Origin of the sequence: Treponema primitia (genome assembly GCF_046533075.1) — a bacterium.
Taxonomy (GTDB): Bacteria; Spirochaetota; Spirochaetia; order Treponematales; family Breznakiellaceae; genus Termitinema; species Termitinema primitia_B.
The window spans coordinates 107,231-122,335 of record NZ_JAJQRB010000083.1 but is presented as its reverse complement, the minus strand read 5'-3'; the positions used below and the strand labels follow the sequence as shown (position 1 = coordinate 122,335).

Genomic DNA, 15,105 nt, shown 5'->3' with positions numbered 1-15,105 from the left:
AGCCTTATGTCTATATTTTATAGTCTATTTTTAGCTAAATGTCTATTTCAGTGGCAACATGGAGAAGCGGTACTATAATATCCCTAAACGCTCCTGAATTTTTTCCAATTCCGATTTGGCGACCCTTTCCCGCAGCCATACAATCAGGTCGGATTGGGATTCATAGTCATAACGCTCAAGTTCATCCATGGCGGCATCCAGCTGCTCCATATCATACTGTATACTGGCCTCCAATACTTTTGTAAGCAGCGCCGGATCAGGGGCCGCTTGTACGGGCTTTTTAATTTTGACCGTATCAAGAAAATCTTTGAGACCCAGGCCAAGATTTTCAAGGGCATCAAGAAAGGCGCCTGAGTGGGCACTAAAAAATTCAAAGTCCCCTTTTCCGGCGGCCTGCTCTAATTCCTCCGCCATCTTCCCTATGGCTTCCGCCCCTACGGTGTAACTGGTACTCTTTAAACTGTGCACGGGGAGCCGGTAATCCGCCAGGGTTTCCGCGGTGCAGGATTTAATTTTGTCAGGCGCCGCGCTGATTTGGGAAAGATAGGAACCCAGTATGCCAAGATAAGTTTCATCATTATTACTGAAACGGCCTAAACCGGTATTAAAATCAATCCCCGGAACGGACTTCCCTTCAAACAGCTTTACCTTGCTTCCCTGCCCCCCGTTTATATCGGGCGCCCTTTCGGGAAGTGATAATTCTTTTTCCAGTTTTTTATTCCGGACATACAAATTGAGAATCAAATCCAGCCGGATAATATCAATGGGTTTGGAAAGAAATGCCTGAAAACCGTTCCTTAAAAAAAGTTCCTCGTTGCCCAGGATCGCGTTGGCGGTGAGAGCAATGATGGGTATCTGCCGATCGGGCTCCACATTTCTTTCCTTTTCAACAGCCCGTATTTTGGCGACCGCCTCAATACCATCCATTTCCGGCATCATGTGATCCATAAAAATCGCGTTGTATTTTATTTTATCTTCCCGGACAAGGTCTATCGCCTTCTGCCCGGAATCCACACAGTCCACGATCATACCGTAGGGCTGCAGCATACCCCGGGCCACATCAAGGTTCGTTGGCACATCATCCACCACCAAAACATGAACATAGGGAAGATAGGCCCTGCTCAGATTGTCTTTTTTAGAACGGCGGCTGGCGGTGTACTGAAAGTCCGAAAGATTTTTAAGAACCTCGCTGTCGATAATCCGGTCATTTACGTATTGCTGCCGTATTTTGATAGAGAAGACGCTGCCCTTTCCGTATTCACTTTCAACAGTAATACTACCTCCCATGGTTTCAACCAAATTTTTGGTAATGGAAAGACCTAAGCCCGTCCCCTCAACCCTGCTGCTGCTTTTGACATTCACCTGATTAAATTCGATAAAAAGCCGGCCAATATCTTCCTCCCGAATACCTTTCCCCGTATCCTGAACGCGGCTTGTAAGCCAAACATCATTTCCGTCAAATTCGCTTGAAAGATACCAATCCACCCTTCCTTCTGCGGTGTATTTAAAGGCATTGGAGAGAAGGTTATTAAAAATCTGTTTAACCCGCAGTTCATCCCCGATGAGGTTAAGGGGCATCTTTTCATCAATATGGAGTTTAAATTCGATGGGCTTGGAACCAATCCGTACCATATTCTGGGTAACCGTATCATTGATAAGACTGGAAAGTTCGTATTCCGCCGGCACCAGAGTAAATTTTCCCGACTCAATTTTAGCAATATCCAAAATATCGTTGATAATGCCCAGGAGTGTTATCCCGGAAACATAAATTTTTTCCACATTATCGTAACTCTTTTCTGATAGTTCAGCGGAACCCAGTTCAAGTTCCGAAAGGCCGATAATAGCGTTCAGGGGAGTACGCATTTCGTGGCTCATTTTTGAAAGAAAATCGCTTTTTGCCGCATTGGCACTCTCGCTCTGGCGGATATTTATGGCGGCAATACTCAGGTTGGTAAGGTACTCGTCAATCTTTCGAACCATGGATTTCAAGGCTTCGGCAAGGCTTTGAAACTCATCCCCGGTATTTATTTCCATGGATAAAATGGCGGATTCCCCGATTGAATTTTCGTTTTCCGGAGAGGATACCAAACTTTTAACAAGGAAACTGTCCGCCGCTTTGGCCATGATATCGACCGGACGGACGATAGTTTTGCGGATAATATAGAGATAAATTATTGCAAAAGCCGCAGTGATGGCCAGCGTCGTAAGCGCCAAATTCCCAAGATAGATTCTGCGTTCGGCCATCATTTGGTTTACATCAAAATCAATACCTACATATCCTTTACAGGTTCCGTCCCTCCCATAAAGTGGCTCGTTCACGGTTATTGTCCAGCCGTATTGGGTAGCAATTCCCATAACGGGGTCAACCCTTCCGCCACGCAGAAACTGCTGTACGGTAAGTTCCTTGTAAAGGCGCTCAACTGATCCGTCAGGGTTGGTATATACATAGGAATCAAAATCCCCCAATTCACACCACATGTCCGTAGGATCGGTGTCGTAAATATAAATAACCCCTTCATCGGTCGGACGAAAAACATACAGCACCTGAGCTTCGCATTCGATCCGCGCTTTCTGAAGCAATTGCATGGTATCTTCGTACTGTTTATCGGGAGTAAGGGTTTCAAGGTATGTATCCAGGGAATCGGGGTCAACGAACAGGGCCACAACACCCGCGGTAATTTCCCCCATTTTGTGATAATACCCTTCGGCAGATTTTTTGAACCGTAAATAGCCGATGACCATCATCACGCTGCTAATCGCGACAATCATAAAGATGATTAAAACCGTCAGCCGTCTGCCCACCGATCGATTGATTTTTCCTTTCAGTTTCAGCTTCTTCATTCGTTGGTAAGCCCTTCACGATATCTTTTAAGCTCTTCCTTCTGAGACGACAGGAGAATATGAGTTTCAATACGCCGCATCAGAAGAAGCGGAGAGAAGGGTTTAAACACATAGTCTACCGCCCCAAGTTCCAAGCCCTCCAGTTCATGGCTGGGATCAATATGCGCGGAAAGAAATATAACCGGTATATCCGCAGTTTTTACGTTGTCCCTAAGCTGCTTGATCACCGCGTAGCCGTTCATCACCGGCATTTCTATATCCAGAAGAATCAGGTCTGGTCTTACCTTTTTAAGAATTTCAAAAAGACGCTCTCCCGAAGAAACGGGAAAAACATTGTACGTGTCTTTAAGAATGTCTTTACCCGCCGTAAGGTGTATCATATCATCATCCACCAATATGATGGTTTTTCGCTTATCAGCCATTCTTTCCCTCCTTTGACAAACGCTCCTGAATTTTTTCCAGTTCCGAGTCGGCGATTTTTTCCCGCAGCCATATAATCAGATCGGAGCCGGATTCATAGTCATAACGCTCAAGTTCATCCATGGCGGCATCCAGCTGCCCCATATCATACTGTATACTGGCCTCCAATACTTTTGTAAGCAGCGCCGGATCGGGAGCCGCTTGTTGGGGTTTTCTTTTTTTAGCTTGGTCAAGAAAATCAGCAAGGTTTACACCAAGAGTTTCAAGGGCGTCCAGAAGGGCGCCAATATGGGTGTTAATAAATTCAATGTCTCCCTTCCCAACCGCCCGTTCCAGTTCCTCCGCCAGTTTTCCTGTGTCTTCCGCGCCTATGGTATAACTGGTGCCCTTTAAACTATGCATGAGGATCTTATAATCCGCCGGAGTATCCTTCGTGGTATTTGCAGCAAAGCTTTGAATCTTTCCGGGTACGGCCCTGATTTGGGCAAGATAGGCGGCTAATATGCCCAGATAGGTTTTTTCATTATTTTTCAAACGGCCAAGGCCGGTACTAAAATCGATCCCCGGGACGGACTTTCCTTCAAACAGGCTGGACTTTGGTTTGCTTCCCTGCTCCCTGTTCGCGTCGGGCGCTTCCTTGGGAAGGGATAATTCTTTTTCCAGATTTTTATTCCGCGCATACCGGTTGATGATCACGTCCATCTGAAGAATATCAATGGGCTTGGAAAGGAATGCATGAAAGCCGCTCTTTAAAAAAAGGTCTTCGTTGCCCAGGATCGCGTTGGCGGTTAAGGCAATGATGGGTACCGTCTTGGCGTATTCGCTTTCAATTTCATTGCGGATAATTCTGACCGCCTCAAACCCGTCCATCTCCGGCATCATGTGATCCATAAAAATCGCGTTGTATTTTATTTTACCTTCCCGAACAAGGTCTATCGCCTTCTGCCCGGAATCCACACAGTCCACCGTCATGCCGTAGGGCTCCATCATGCCCTTTGCTACATCAAGATTAATCGACACATCATCCACCACCAAAACATTGGCATAGGGAAGATAGGCCCGAACCAAATTGTCTTTCCTGGAACGGCGGTCGGCGGTATAATTAAATTCCGAAAGATTTTTAATAACATCCCTGCCGATAAGCTGGTCATTTACGTATTGCTGCCGTATCCTGAGGGAAAAGGTGCTGCCCTTTCCGTATTCGCTTTCAACAGTAATGCTGCCTTCCATGAGTTCCACCAAATTTTTGGTAATGGAAAGGCCTAAGCCGGTCCCTTCAATCTTGCGGTTGCTTTTGATATCGACCTGATTAAAGTCGATAAAAAGCCGCTTGATATCTTCCTCCCGAATACCAATCCCCGTATCCTGAACACGGCTTGTAAGCCAAACATCATTTCCGTCAATTTCGCTTGAAAGATACCAATCCACCCTTCCTTCTTTGGTATATTTAAATGAATTGCTCAGGATATTGTTAAAGATCTGTTTGAGCCGCAGCTCATCCCCGATGAGCTTAAGGGGCAGCTTTTCATCAAGGTGGAGTTTAAAAACGATGGGTTTGGAACCAATCCGAATCATGTTCTGAATCACCGTATCATTGATCATACTGGGAACTTCGTATTCCGCCGGAACCAGGGTAAATTTTCCGGCCTCAATTTTGGAAATATCCAGAATATCGTTGATAATGCCCAGGAGTGTCATGCCGGAAATGTAGATTTTTTCCACATTATTGTAGTTGTTCTCAGGCAGTTCCTCGGAGCTTAGTTGAAGTTCCGAAAGGCCGATAATCGCATTCAGGGGGGTGCGCATTTCGTGGCTCATGTTCGCGAGAAAATGGCTCTTGCTTTCCGAGGCGGATTCCGCAGTTTTTTTAAGTTCCTCCAGGCGGCGGTTTTGTTCCTTGATTTGTTCAAAGGGAACAGCAATGCTATTAGCGGCAAAAAAGGCGGCCAGAAGGCCCAAGGCCAGAAAGATAATTGAGGAAAAGATCAGCATATCCTGAAGCTGGGCCAGGGGGCTTTCCTGCAAAGGAGCGGATACTCCGAGCATCCAGCCATCGGATCCATCTATCGGCAAATAGGCGCAAAGCCGCTCCTTCCCGTCAAAGGTATAGGTTCCAATGCCGCTGCCGCCCTGAAGCATGGTGCGGTAAAAATCGGCGGCGCTTTTCGCCCGGGGATCAGTTTCCCCCCTTTCTATATAATTGCGCCGCTCCAGAACGGTATCCGGCCGGTAGTTGGCAATCATGACCCCCTCGGCGTCAATGATGAAAATACCCCCGGTTTCCCATATACGGAATTCCGACACCATGTCGGCAAATAGCGTTCCGGGTAAAATGGCCACTAATGTCCGGCCTGTCCCGGTTATTGGAATGGTTATCCTCAGTATGAGCCTGCCGTTTTCGGTTATCCTTGTGGTGGCCAGTACCGTCTGCCCCTGAAATGCCCGCGCCGCAGACCTGCTCCTACGGTATTGCTCATAGCTTTCAACCTCGCCGCGGCTCGCAATTATCCCGTCGGTATCCAAAACCACCAGGCCAATGTAATGGTGCCATTCAAACTCGGATTGCAGGATACCGTCCAATTCGTCGCGATCCGCCAGGGCCGCCAATTCCGCGGTAGAGCGGGCTTTTTCCTTGATTAGCCCGATTTCATTGGAGATCATGGTTTCGGCGATTCTGCTGCTCACGGTTATATCGCCCTCGACAGTTTCCAGAAAACGGGTCTGGCTCACCAGAAAACCCAGGCCAAGGCTTGACAGTGTAATGCCGATAACGATTGAAGCAATGATAAGAATTACCTTAAAGCGGATAGGAAGCGTCTTCACCATTACCTCCAAACTACTCAAGAGCACCAGGTTCCGGATACGCCCGGGAGAGTATTAAAATCTTACTTGAAATATCACGGTATGGTCAATATAACGGAGACATTACGGATGAATCAAAAAAGTCAATAAAATATTCTACTTTTTCATAAAATTCTTACAAAATGATTAAAAAAATCCAGTTTTTTCTACAGAATGCGCTATACCATAGTAATATCATGTAATTAATAAGACTAGCCGGTTACTTTTCGCTATAAAAAATCGTGAGAATATTGGGCGTTAATCCACCTTCGGCCTCGGCCGGATCGCCTGCGCGGGAAACTGCGTTACAAGTTGCGGAAAACACAACACGCCCCGGGGCTGTAAACCCGGATGTGTTCCCTTCAGCGTAAACCGCCGTTAGTGTTTCATTCTCAGCGGAAAATACCCAACGGTGAATGTCTTCCATAATACGGTACTCAATGACGTTGTTTTTGATAATAGCGGCGTATCTTTTTCTAAACCCTATCAGGGCCTTAAAAAATTCCTTCAACTCCCCATCCTGTTTTTTTTCATCCCATACCATGGGCCGGCGGCAGTCAGGATCGTTACCCCCCTCCAGACCCACTTCGGTGCCGTAGTAAATACAGGGTGAGCCGGGGAGCAGGAACAGCATGGTAAAGGCGTTGCGGAGGGCCTGTTTATCCCCCCCGGCCCTGGTCAGGGCGCGGCCGGTGTCGTGGGAATCCAGGAGGTTAAAGGCTGCGCGGTTGTGAATATCGCTGTACCGGGAAAGAACGGCGAACAGTTTTTCTGTGAATTGAATGCCGGTAGTTTTTTTCTCAAGAAAAAAACCGGAGATAATTGATTCCAGGGGGTAGTTCATGGCGGCATCAAAATAACCGGGTTGTATCCAGTTTGAAGCGTCATACCAAACTTCTCCAACAATATAAAATTCATCCTTCAGGGAACGCACGGAACGGGAAAATTCTTTCCAGAAATCCAGGGAGACCTCGTTGGCCACGTCAAGCCGCCAGCCGTCGATGTCCGCTTCCCGTATCCAGTATGCAGCGGCGTCCAGCAGATAGTTACGGGCCCCCGGATTTTCGGTGTTCCACTTGGGCATACCGGGGTAAAAGCCGAAGGTGTCAAAGTCCATGGCCTCCTTTTCACGGTAGGAGCTTTTTACGGGAAAATGATGGATGTGAAAATAATCCCTGTAAGGGGACTGTTCCTGGTTTTTAAGCACATCCTGCCAGAAGGGGTGGCTCTCCCCGGCATGGTTAAACACCGCATCCAGCATAACCCGGATACCCCGTTCATGGGCCTCCGCTACCAGGGCCTTCAGTTCCCCCATATCCCCGAACTGTTCATCCACGGCGTAGTAATCCTGAATGTTATACTTGTGATTTGAGGGTGAAGGGAATATGGGGGTCAAATAGATGCCGCTTATCCCGAGATCGGCGAGGTAGTGTAATTCACCGCGTATTCCCGCCAGGTCCCCGCCGAAAAAATTGTTCAGTTCCGGTTTCCCGGTTTCCCAGTCTTCGGAACCGGCAGGCGAGATGGCGGGGTTCCCGTTACGGAAACGGTCGGGGAAGATCTGGTACCAGACCGTGTCCTGCACCCAGCGGGGGATAAGCGGGGAATCAACGGCATGGATGAAGGGGTAGGAAAAATGATTGTAGGGGATACGGTCCGCCCCATCCTGAGTATAGGCCTGGACGCCGTTTTCGGAATAGTAAAACGACCCGTATGCAGTTTTCAGCCGGAACCCGTATTTGAGACGCCTGCTCCGGGGTACGGGGATGGTAGTTCGCCAGATAAGCGTATCGCTTCCTGAAAACTGGGCCTCCATGGCCTGCTCGGCGAAGTTCCAGCGGGATGGGCCTGAACCGGGGGCGCCGGGGCCGGTCCAGTCGTAGGGGTCCCCGTACAGTAAAGCTGCCTCCGCTACGTCCGCAGAAGCCTGGAGCCGCAGGGTTATTGTGGATTCGTATTTGTCATGCCAGCGCCAGGGCAAGGCTGCCCGGTGGTTCACCTGGGGCGTTTTTTCCATGGGAGAAGCTTTTTCAGGCAACAGAACTGGCGCTTTCTTTCATCTCAAAAATATACCCGGTTTTAACGCAGGTTTCAAAAAGCTGGTTGTCCATAAAATCGTCAAGTATTTTTTCATATCCATTGGAAATCCTGGTTATGCGGACCCGGTATCCATCGGCGGTTTGTTCAAGAATATCAAAATATGCAGCCTGGTTTGATCCGCATTTTATACAGAAACGTTTCATCATCGTCCTCCGAATATTTTTAGAACTCCTTCTATTATCGGTAATCCCTGATGAAGGTTGAGGGTTCCTCTAGACGATTAACATGGCGTCGCCGTAGCTGAAAAAGCGGTAGCCCGTTTCCGCTGCCTCCCGGTACGAGTCCAGGATGAAATCCCTGCCCGCAAAAGCCGATACCAGCATCAGCAGGGTAGATTCGGGGGTGTGGAAGTTGGTGAACAGGGCGTCCGCAAGCTTAAAGGTATAGCCGGGGTAGATGAAGATCGACGTGGCCCCCTCGCCGCGGCGAAGTTCCCCTGCAGCGCTGTCCCAGGCGGATTCCAGGGTGCGGACACCGGTGGTTCCCACGGCGATAACCCTGCGCTTTTCCGCCTTTGCCTTTTCGATTTTAGCGGCGGTTTCTTCATCAATGGAATAGTTTTCCTCGTGCATCCGGTGGTCCTCAATAGTTTCACTGCGCACCGGGAGGAAGGTGCCAAGCCCCACATGGAGGGTGACAAAGGCGCTTTCTATGCCCCGGCTTGTAAGGCGCGCGAGGATTTCCTCAGTAAAGTGGAGCCCCGCCGTGGGCGCCGCCGCGGAGCCGGGGACGGCGGCGTAGACGGTCTGGTAACGGTCGCTGTCCGCCGGGGTATCATCACGCCTGATGTAGGGGGGTAGGGGAATATGGCCGTGCCGGTCCAGCCAGGCATCATCAATGGGCCTGTCAAAGCGGAGTAAACGGAGCTCCCCCTCTTCGCCGGTGATTTCAGCTTCCAGTTCATCCGCAAAAGCATAGCGGGTCCCAAAACGGCGGCGTTTTGTCCGCTGGGCCATGACCGTCCAGGTTTGATGATCCCTGCGTTTTAGGAGCAGAAATTCTACCCGGCTGCCGCCTGCCCCTATCCCATAGATCCGGGCTTTTCTGACTTTGGAATTGTTAAAGACCAGGAGGTCACCCGGTTCAAGCAGGGACGGAAGATCCGTCATACGGTGATGGGATCGGCTGCGCTGAGCCCGGTCCAGGACCATGAGCCTGCTCTGCCCCCGTTGTTCCGGCGGGTATTGGGCAATCAGGTTTTGGGGGAGATCAAAAGAGAAGTCCGTTAGTTTCATTGCTGCCCTTGGGAAGTTTAAGATGTTCATAGGCCAGAGCTGTAACCATGCGGCCCCGGGGGGTACGTTGGAGCAGCCCCGCCTGGATCAGGTAGGGTTCGTAGTAATCCTCCAGGGTATCCACCCCTTCCCCCATAGAAATCGCCAGGGTTTCTGCGCCCACGGGCCCCCCATTGTACCGTTTGATGATTATGGCCAAAATTTCCCGGTCCTGCTTTTCCAGGCCCAGGTGATCTATCTCCAGCCGGCGCAGCCCCTCTGCCACTACCTTTTTTGTGATTGAAACCTCCCCGGCAACCTGGGCAAAGTCCCGCATACGCCGCAGGAGCCGGTTCGCCACCCTCGGGGTGCCCCGGGCTGAAGACGCCAGCAGCGCCGCAGCGTCATCGTCGATCCTTGTCTCCAGTATTCCTGCGGAACGGCGGACTATGGCCTCCATGTCGGCGTTTTCGTAAAAGGAAAACCGGCAGGGTATGCCGAAGCGGCTCACCAGGGGGCTGGAAACATTCCCCGCCTTGGTGGTGGCCCCGATGAGGGTAAAGGGCTTGATAGGTATGCGAAGGGTCCGCGCCCCCGGCCCCTGGCCGATTATCCAGTCGATCCCGTAGTCCTCCATTGCTATATAGAGCATTTCTTCAATAGCCGGTTTGAGCCGGTGAATTTCGTCGATAAAAAAAACGTTCCGTTCCTTCAGGCTGGTGAGTATCCCTACCAGGTCCTTAGGCTTTTCCAGGGCCGGCGCCGATGTCTGTACAATTTCGGTTTCCAGTTCGTTAGCTATCACCTGAGCAAGGGTAGTTTTGCCCAGCCCCGGGGGGCCGATCAAAAACAGGTGGTCCAGGTTTTCCTTCCGCTCCTTGGCTGCCCGGATAAAAACTTCCAGATTTTCCTTCATCGCCGCCTGGCCCAGGAATTCCTTCAGGCTCCGGGGGCGGAGGGAGTAGTCCCGGGTATCCTCCTCCATGGCCTCTGGGTGGAGCAGGCCCGGGGACAAAGTCTCCTTGGGGATATCCTCTTCGGAGGGGCCGGGGTTGTCGGGTTTTCGTTTGCCCATGGGAGTACTATAGACCGGGAGGGCTTGTTTTCACAAGGGATACAGCTCGGCGCCGAAGCTTTCAAAGTGCCTGCGGTTAAAGGTAGCGATGCCCATATCCTTACCCAATGCGGTATTGCCGATAAAAAGCAAGAATCGGGCAGGCCTCTTTCCTACTGACCGCTTATACAGTCAACCCGGCCAAACATGCTCCGGAGCTGTTCCAGAGCCTCAGCGGGCAGGGGCGGCGCCTGGATGGAGCGGAGGTTCTGCCTGAGGTGATCCGCGCTGCCGGTGCCGGTCAACACGATGTCGATACCCTTTGTGTGGCGGCAGAATCGGTAGGCCGCATCGGGGATGGACGCCGCTATGCCCTTTTGGGTAAGAAAATCCAAGGTATTTTCGGGTTTTACCAGGGAAGGGTCCGCCTGACCGGTTTCAAGGATTTTCCGTACATCCTTGGCGAGCTGTTCCGGATCATGGAGGGCTTTCCGCACCGCAAACATGCAGAGGACCCCGACATTTTTCTCCAGGCTCAGGGGAAGCACCCGTTCTACGGCGGAAGGGTTGAGGAGGTTATAGCCTACCATGATCACATCGAAAAGGTCTTCTTTCAGGGAAACCTGTACCATTTCATGGCCCGTATCGGTATCGAAAAGCTCCGTAATACCCGGGAAACGGATCTTGCCTTCCTTTTTAAGCTTTTGCATAACCGGAACGAAGGTGTCCCTGACCCGGGGGTAATCGGCGGGGAGAACCCCGTGGAGATGATAGAGATCCACATAATCGGTCTTCAGTTCCCGCAGGCTTTCTTCCAGGGTTTTGACCATGTCATCCGCGGTCTTATCCTTGTAGGGGAACTTGGTGGACAGGATGTACGTGTCCCGGGGTATCCCCTCAAGACCCTTGCCGACCGCGCCTTGGGTACCGTAGACCGTGGCGGTGTCGAAAAAGTTGACCCCTTCGTCATAAGCGGCGCGGACTATTCCGGCGGCATGATCCAGGCCGTAAAGATTAAGGCCGATCCGGGAGTGTCCTCCGCAGCCCAGCCCCGCGATGGTAGCCTTTAACCCGGTTCTTCCCAAAGTAATAGAATGCATAGTATACCCCTTTTTTGGGTATTATATAATTATTGAGACCCCATGTCTATTACCCATTCTCAAGCTCCGCCACTTTGCTCTCAGAATGCCGACGGTCAAAGGAATTGGTATGGCCTGGAGTGGGTTTCCAACCACCGGTATACATCTTCCGGTTTTAAGTCGCCCCGGGCAATACCCAGCCCCAGGGATATTTTTTCATCATCCGCAGCATCAATTACTTCTCCGTTTATACGTAAAAATAAAAACAATACATGGATACCAATACGTTTGTTCCCATCCAAAAAAGGATGGTTGTTAATAAGCTGATACCCCATCTGAGAAGCCTTTGCATACAAATTAGGGTAGAGATCTATCCCGCCAAAGGTTTGGAAGGGAGACCTGACTGCGGAATCCAGCAAGTTTATATCCCGAATACCCTCAGCTCCGCCACTTTGGCCGATGAGTCTCTTATGTATTTCAATAATTTGATCTGTCGAGATGCGTTTCACTTTGCCAATTCCCTGTAGACCTCGCTATTTTCCGCCATCAGTTTGTCCGAGAGGGCGAATAGTTCTTCGTCCGCCACTGTCTGGGCTTGTTCGGCAAGCTTAAAGGGTATCACCATGTATTGGGGCACATTGTTTTTCAGAATAATTGCGGAGCCGTTTTTATCAACCATTCGGGTAACCTTGGAAAAATTCTGGTTAGCCTCGGAAATGGAAAGCATGTTGACGGTATCAATTTTCATTGGGATCTCCTCTTACATAGAGTATATCCAGAACTTAGGTAAAATTCAACCTACTGCGGTGCCTCATTGAAAAAGACACCAAAAAGACCCGATCATTGTAGGGTACCAAATGCTTGAACAACTGAAATTCGAGCTATCCGTGGGCATAACAACCTATATAAATAGTTATTACCTTTCCGTTGGAACCCTGAATATATCGGCGGAGGAATTTTCCCAGGGACCATCTAGAGAATCTTATTTACCTTGATTTCCGGTGGTCCTTTTAGATCCCTAAGCTACGGAAGTTCCGGTTTCCTTCATGATGCTTTTCATGGAAAGATTTCCTTAAAATTTTTTTATCCGGTGCATCATATTTTTCAAATATTCCATAAATTTCCTGAAGATCCCTTGGCAGCCCAACATTATTTTTGTTTTTTAATTCCAGGAAATAGTTTTCTATAATTTTGGATATGGGTTTATGTGATTTTTTAGAAAAATCGTGGGCAAATTCCACTATATCAGAATCTAAACTGAGGGTTAATTTTCTATTCATTATAGCGAATCCTTACGTACAAAATAGTATATTATTACCCATTCTCAAGCTCCGCTCAAATACAGTATCGCCTGTCTGAACAGCGCCTTCTCCAGTTCCGCCCCGCTTAAGCCGGGCGGCAGGGATGCTTCGGCTTTTGCCAGGGCGTCTGCGGCTGAACGCTGGTCGTAACCCATCTCCGCCAGGGCCGTTACCAGGTCGCTGTGGGGGGATGCTGCCCTGGGCTTGTTGCTGCCGCTTGTCAGTTTGCCCTTGAGGGCGAGGATCATCTTTTGTGCGGTCTTTTTTCCCAGGCCGGGTACCGCTTCCAGGCGGCCCACATCTTCGGTGTCCAGGGCCCGCTGCAATTCGTCTTGGCTTATACCCCCCATGATCTTCACCGCCGCTTTGGGGCCTATACCTTCAACCTTGAGGAGTTCCAAAAAGGTAGCCCGCCGGATTTCATCGGCAAAGCCGAAGAGCCGCATCTGGTCCTCCCGGTGATACAGCCAGGTATAGACCTGCCCCTCCTCCCCGGGAAGGGGGAACCGGCTCATATCCGTAAGAGGTACGATGATTTCCCATTCAAGCCCCCCGGTGATGATCCGCAGGGTGTCATCAATTTTTCCGGTAACGGTTCCCCGTATACTGTTAAACATCGGAGCTTCCTAGGTATTTTCAGTGTTGAGGTTCTTATTCCGGTATACGATATCTTCCCGGATGGGGTATCCGCAGGCCCTTAAAAAGCGGTTCCCCCCAATGTTGGTCTTAACTGATATCATGGCGACCTTGTTGATCCCCTCCCGGATGAAGGCGTTTTCTACCGATTCAATCAGGGATCTTCCGATACCACGGTTGCGAAAGCTCGCTTTTACCGCAATATGGTATATATATCCACGGCGCCCGTCATTGCCCCCCAATATGGTTCCCGCCAGCTCGTCGTTTTCTTCCGCCGCAAAACAGGTGTTCGGGTTCCGTTCCAGGAATTTTCTGATCCCCGTTTCGGAATCATCCAGGGTCCTTAAATTTATGCCCGTAGAAATCTTCCATAGTGAGTAAGCCGCATCGTAATCCTCAATCGTCAAAAATCGTATATTCATAGTAGTTTTCCCTTTATTTCAATTTTTTCCACTAGCCGTTCCCGGCGGCGGAACATCTCTTCTCCCATAGTATCCTGAATTTCGAGTAACGCCAAGAACGAATTAACGTAACCAAGGGCTAATGCCGGATCTCGCCTTTTCCACTCCGCCTCTATCGCCAGTTTACGATAATAGGTGTAAGCGGCCCGCCGGTGTCCCTTTTCTGCGGCAGCCTGTAACAGGGCTTCTCCGGTCTTTGCGGTCCCGGGGCCAAAATTTTTTTCCCCGAAAATACGGACTGCCCTATGCCACCAGAGGGCAAGGCTTTCCGGATCGCAGCGGAATTTTTCACCCCCGCCGCGGGGATCCTCCGCTATCCCGCAGAGGGCGCCCAGGATCGCCAGGAGACCAAGGATATCCCTTGCATTGTGATCGCAGATTCCCATAAGTGCCCTGGGATCACCGGTTTTCAGAAAGGAAAACCAGATATCCGGCGCCATGGAACCGGGTATATCTCCGCTGCGATCCATATCCAGGATGGCGGTTTCAATCGACGCTTGGGAACAGGATGGCAGTACCCGCTTCCAGAGCCGGCGGCTGGGGTGGAGAAGATCCGCTTGGTAATATTCCGGAGGCCGTATACCGTTCATGAGACAGCGTATCTTGAGAAGCTGGGAATCAAAACTCTTGCCGTTATAGCTTATTACCAAAGATGATGCTGAAAACTCCTTCAGGATGGCCTCCAGAAAATCGTTTTCCCCGGGATAATCCAGGAGCAGGTACTGGTCTACCCTGAGGCAGCTTCCTCCAAGGGGGGCCTCCGTCAGCCTGCCAAAAGCGGCCAGAAAGGCCAGAGTACCGGGGCCGGTGGAAAGGCCCGTGGTTTCCAGATCGAAGAAGAGCAGGTTTTTCGCTCCCGGCGGGGAAAGCGGGAAGGAAGGGTAACGAAGGAGATCCGGGACGAGGATGCCCAGGGACCGGGGCAGATTGGCGGGAATAGCCATGGACGGGGCCATAAACACCGACCGCTTGAGGGATTGGAACCCAACCGGTGTCCAGTCGGGGAAAGCGGCCATATCGGGGACAGCCGAGGAAGGGGAGGGCGGGACCGTTCTCTGTGATGCTTCCCGGATCCGCCGCAGCCGCGCCCGTAAATTTTCTCCCATCTTATCCCCTGTACCAGTATAGACAGGTTTATTTGGGGGAAGCAATCCCGAA

Annotated in this window: 14 protein-coding genes; all 14 read right to left on the bottom strand. The window is 50.4% G+C overall.

Annotation, left to right across the window (positions count from 1 at the left end; genetic code table 11):
- Positions 1 to 72: 72 nt before the first annotated feature.
- Entirely contained in the window at positions 73 to 2,841 is a 2,769-nt protein-coding gene (locus tag LQZ19_RS17275) for an ATP-binding protein (protein WP_411048934.1), read from the bottom strand.
- A complete protein-coding gene (locus LQZ19_RS17270) occupies positions 2,838 to 3,263 on the bottom strand; it encodes a response regulator (protein ID WP_411048933.1) in 426 nt (141 codons plus the stop codon). The genes LQZ19_RS17275 and LQZ19_RS17270 overlap by 4 nt, the downstream gene beginning before the upstream one ends.
- A complete protein-coding gene (locus LQZ19_RS17265) occupies positions 3,256 to 6,087 on the bottom strand; it encodes a hybrid sensor histidine kinase/response regulator (RefSeq protein ID WP_411048932.1) in 2,832 nt (943 codons plus the stop codon). Before LQZ19_RS17265 ends, LQZ19_RS17270 begins: the two co-directional genes overlap by 8 nt.
- Positions 6,088 to 6,322: 235 nt before the next feature.
- Positions 6,323 to 8,119: a glycoside hydrolase family 13 protein gene (locus LQZ19_RS17260; RefSeq protein ID WP_411048931.1), complete on the bottom strand. Its 1,797-nt coding sequence runs from the start codon at positions 8,117 to 8,119 to the stop codon at positions 6,323 to 6,325.
- A gap of 13 nt (positions 8,120 to 8,132) precedes the next feature.
- Positions 8,133 to 8,345 (bottom strand): hypothetical protein, encoded by a 213-nt coding sequence (locus LQZ19_RS17255; RefSeq protein ID WP_411048930.1) that lies wholly within the window; start codon positions 8,343 to 8,345, stop codon positions 8,133 to 8,135.
- 69 nt (positions 8,346 to 8,414) lie between these two features.
- Positions 8,415 to 9,437: a tRNA preQ1(34) S-adenosylmethionine ribosyltransferase-isomerase QueA gene (gene queA / locus LQZ19_RS17250; RefSeq protein ID WP_411048929.1), complete on the bottom strand. Its 1,023-nt coding sequence runs from the start codon at positions 9,435 to 9,437 to the stop codon at positions 8,415 to 8,417.
- Complete coding sequence (gene ruvB / locus LQZ19_RS17245; protein WP_411048951.1) at positions 9,412 to 10,401, bottom strand: Holliday junction branch migration DNA helicase RuvB; 990 nt, start codon at positions 10,399 to 10,401, stop codon at positions 9,412 to 9,414. The genes queA and ruvB overlap by 26 nt, the downstream gene beginning before the upstream one ends.
- 242 nt (positions 10,402 to 10,643) lie before the next feature.
- Complete coding sequence (locus LQZ19_RS17240) at positions 10,644 to 11,570, bottom strand: aldo/keto reductase (protein ID WP_411048928.1); 927 nt, start codon at positions 11,568 to 11,570, stop codon at positions 10,644 to 10,646.
- A 95-nt stretch (positions 11,571 to 11,665) separates the two neighbouring features.
- A complete protein-coding gene (locus tag LQZ19_RS17235) occupies positions 11,666 to 12,058 on the bottom strand; it encodes a type II toxin-antitoxin system death-on-curing family toxin (protein ID WP_411048927.1) in 393 nt (130 codons plus the stop codon).
- Positions 12,055 to 12,297, bottom strand: coding sequence for a type II toxin-antitoxin system Phd/YefM family antitoxin (locus LQZ19_RS17230; protein ID WP_411048926.1), 243 nt, complete (start codon positions 12,295 to 12,297; stop codon positions 12,055 to 12,057). Before LQZ19_RS17230 ends, LQZ19_RS17235 begins: the two co-directional genes overlap by 4 nt.
- A gap of 262 nt (positions 12,298 to 12,559) precedes the next feature.
- Positions 12,560 to 12,829 (bottom strand): DUF6364 family protein, encoded by a 270-nt coding sequence (locus LQZ19_RS17225; protein ID WP_411048925.1) that lies wholly within the window; start codon positions 12,827 to 12,829, stop codon positions 12,560 to 12,562.
- Between the two features lie 44 nt (positions 12,830 to 12,873).
- The gene (ruvA, locus tag LQZ19_RS17220; RefSeq protein WP_411048924.1) at positions 12,874 to 13,467 is read right to left on the bottom strand and encodes a Holliday junction branch migration protein RuvA; all 594 of its coding nucleotides are present in this window, start codon (positions 13,465 to 13,467) and stop codon (positions 12,874 to 12,876) included.
- A gap of 9 nt (positions 13,468 to 13,476) precedes the next feature.
- The gene (locus LQZ19_RS17215; protein ID WP_411048923.1) at positions 13,477 to 13,908 is read right to left on the bottom strand and encodes a GNAT family N-acetyltransferase; all 432 of its coding nucleotides are present in this window, start codon (positions 13,906 to 13,908) and stop codon (positions 13,477 to 13,479) included.
- Positions 13,905 to 15,053, bottom strand: coding sequence for a ribonuclease H-like domain-containing protein (locus LQZ19_RS17210; RefSeq protein ID WP_411048922.1), 1,149 nt, complete (start codon positions 15,051 to 15,053; stop codon positions 13,905 to 13,907). Before LQZ19_RS17210 ends, LQZ19_RS17215 begins: the two co-directional genes overlap by 4 nt.
- Between the last annotated feature and the right edge of the window lie 52 nt (positions 15,054 to 15,105).

What these genes read in the sequence shown, in the direction of transcription:
- LQZ19_RS17215 (WP_411048923.1), bottom strand. Translation starts at nt 13,908, where the DNA reads ATGAATATACGATTTTTGACGATTGAGGATTACGATGCGGCTTACTCA.
- LQZ19_RS17270 (WP_411048933.1), bottom strand. Translation starts at nt 3,263, where the DNA reads ATGGCTGATAAGCGAAAAACCATCATATTGGTGGATGATGATATGATA.
- LQZ19_RS17275 (WP_411048934.1), bottom strand. Translation starts at nt 2,841, where the DNA reads ATGAAGAAGCTGAAACTGAAAGGAAAAATCAATCGATCGGTGGGCAGA.
- LQZ19_RS17240 (WP_411048928.1), bottom strand. Translation starts at nt 11,570, where the DNA reads ATGCATTCTATTACTTTGGGAAGAACCGGGTTAAAGGCTACCATCGCG.
- LQZ19_RS17210 (WP_411048922.1), bottom strand. Translation starts at nt 15,053, where the DNA reads ATGGGAGAAAATTTACGGGCGCGGCTGCGGCGGATCCGGGAAGCATCA.
- LQZ19_RS17260 (WP_411048931.1), bottom strand. Translation starts at nt 8,119, where the DNA reads ATGGAAAAAACGCCCCAGGTGAACCACCGGGCAGCCTTGCCCTGGCGC.
- LQZ19_RS17230 (WP_411048926.1), bottom strand. Translation starts at nt 12,297, where the DNA reads ATGAAAATTGATACCGTCAACATGCTTTCCATTTCCGAGGCTAACCAG.
- ruvA (WP_411048924.1), bottom strand. Translation starts at nt 13,467, where the DNA reads ATGTTTAACAGTATACGGGGAACCGTTACCGGAAAAATTGATGACACC.
- queA (WP_411048929.1), bottom strand. Translation starts at nt 9,437, where the DNA reads ATGAAACTAACGGACTTCTCTTTTGATCTCCCCCAAAACCTGATTGCC.
- ruvB (WP_411048951.1), bottom strand. Translation starts at nt 10,401, where the DNA reads ATGGAGGAGGATACCCGGGACTACTCCCTCCGCCCCCGGAGCCTGAAG.
- LQZ19_RS17225 (WP_411048925.1), bottom strand. Translation starts at nt 12,829, where the DNA reads ATGAATAGAAAATTAACCCTCAGTTTAGATTCTGATATAGTGGAATTT.
- LQZ19_RS17255 (WP_411048930.1), bottom strand. Translation starts at nt 8,345, where the DNA reads ATGAAACGTTTCTGTATAAAATGCGGATCAAACCAGGCTGCATATTTT.
- LQZ19_RS17265 (WP_411048932.1), bottom strand. Translation starts at nt 6,087, where the DNA reads ATGGTGAAGACGCTTCCTATCCGCTTTAAGGTAATTCTTATCATTGCT.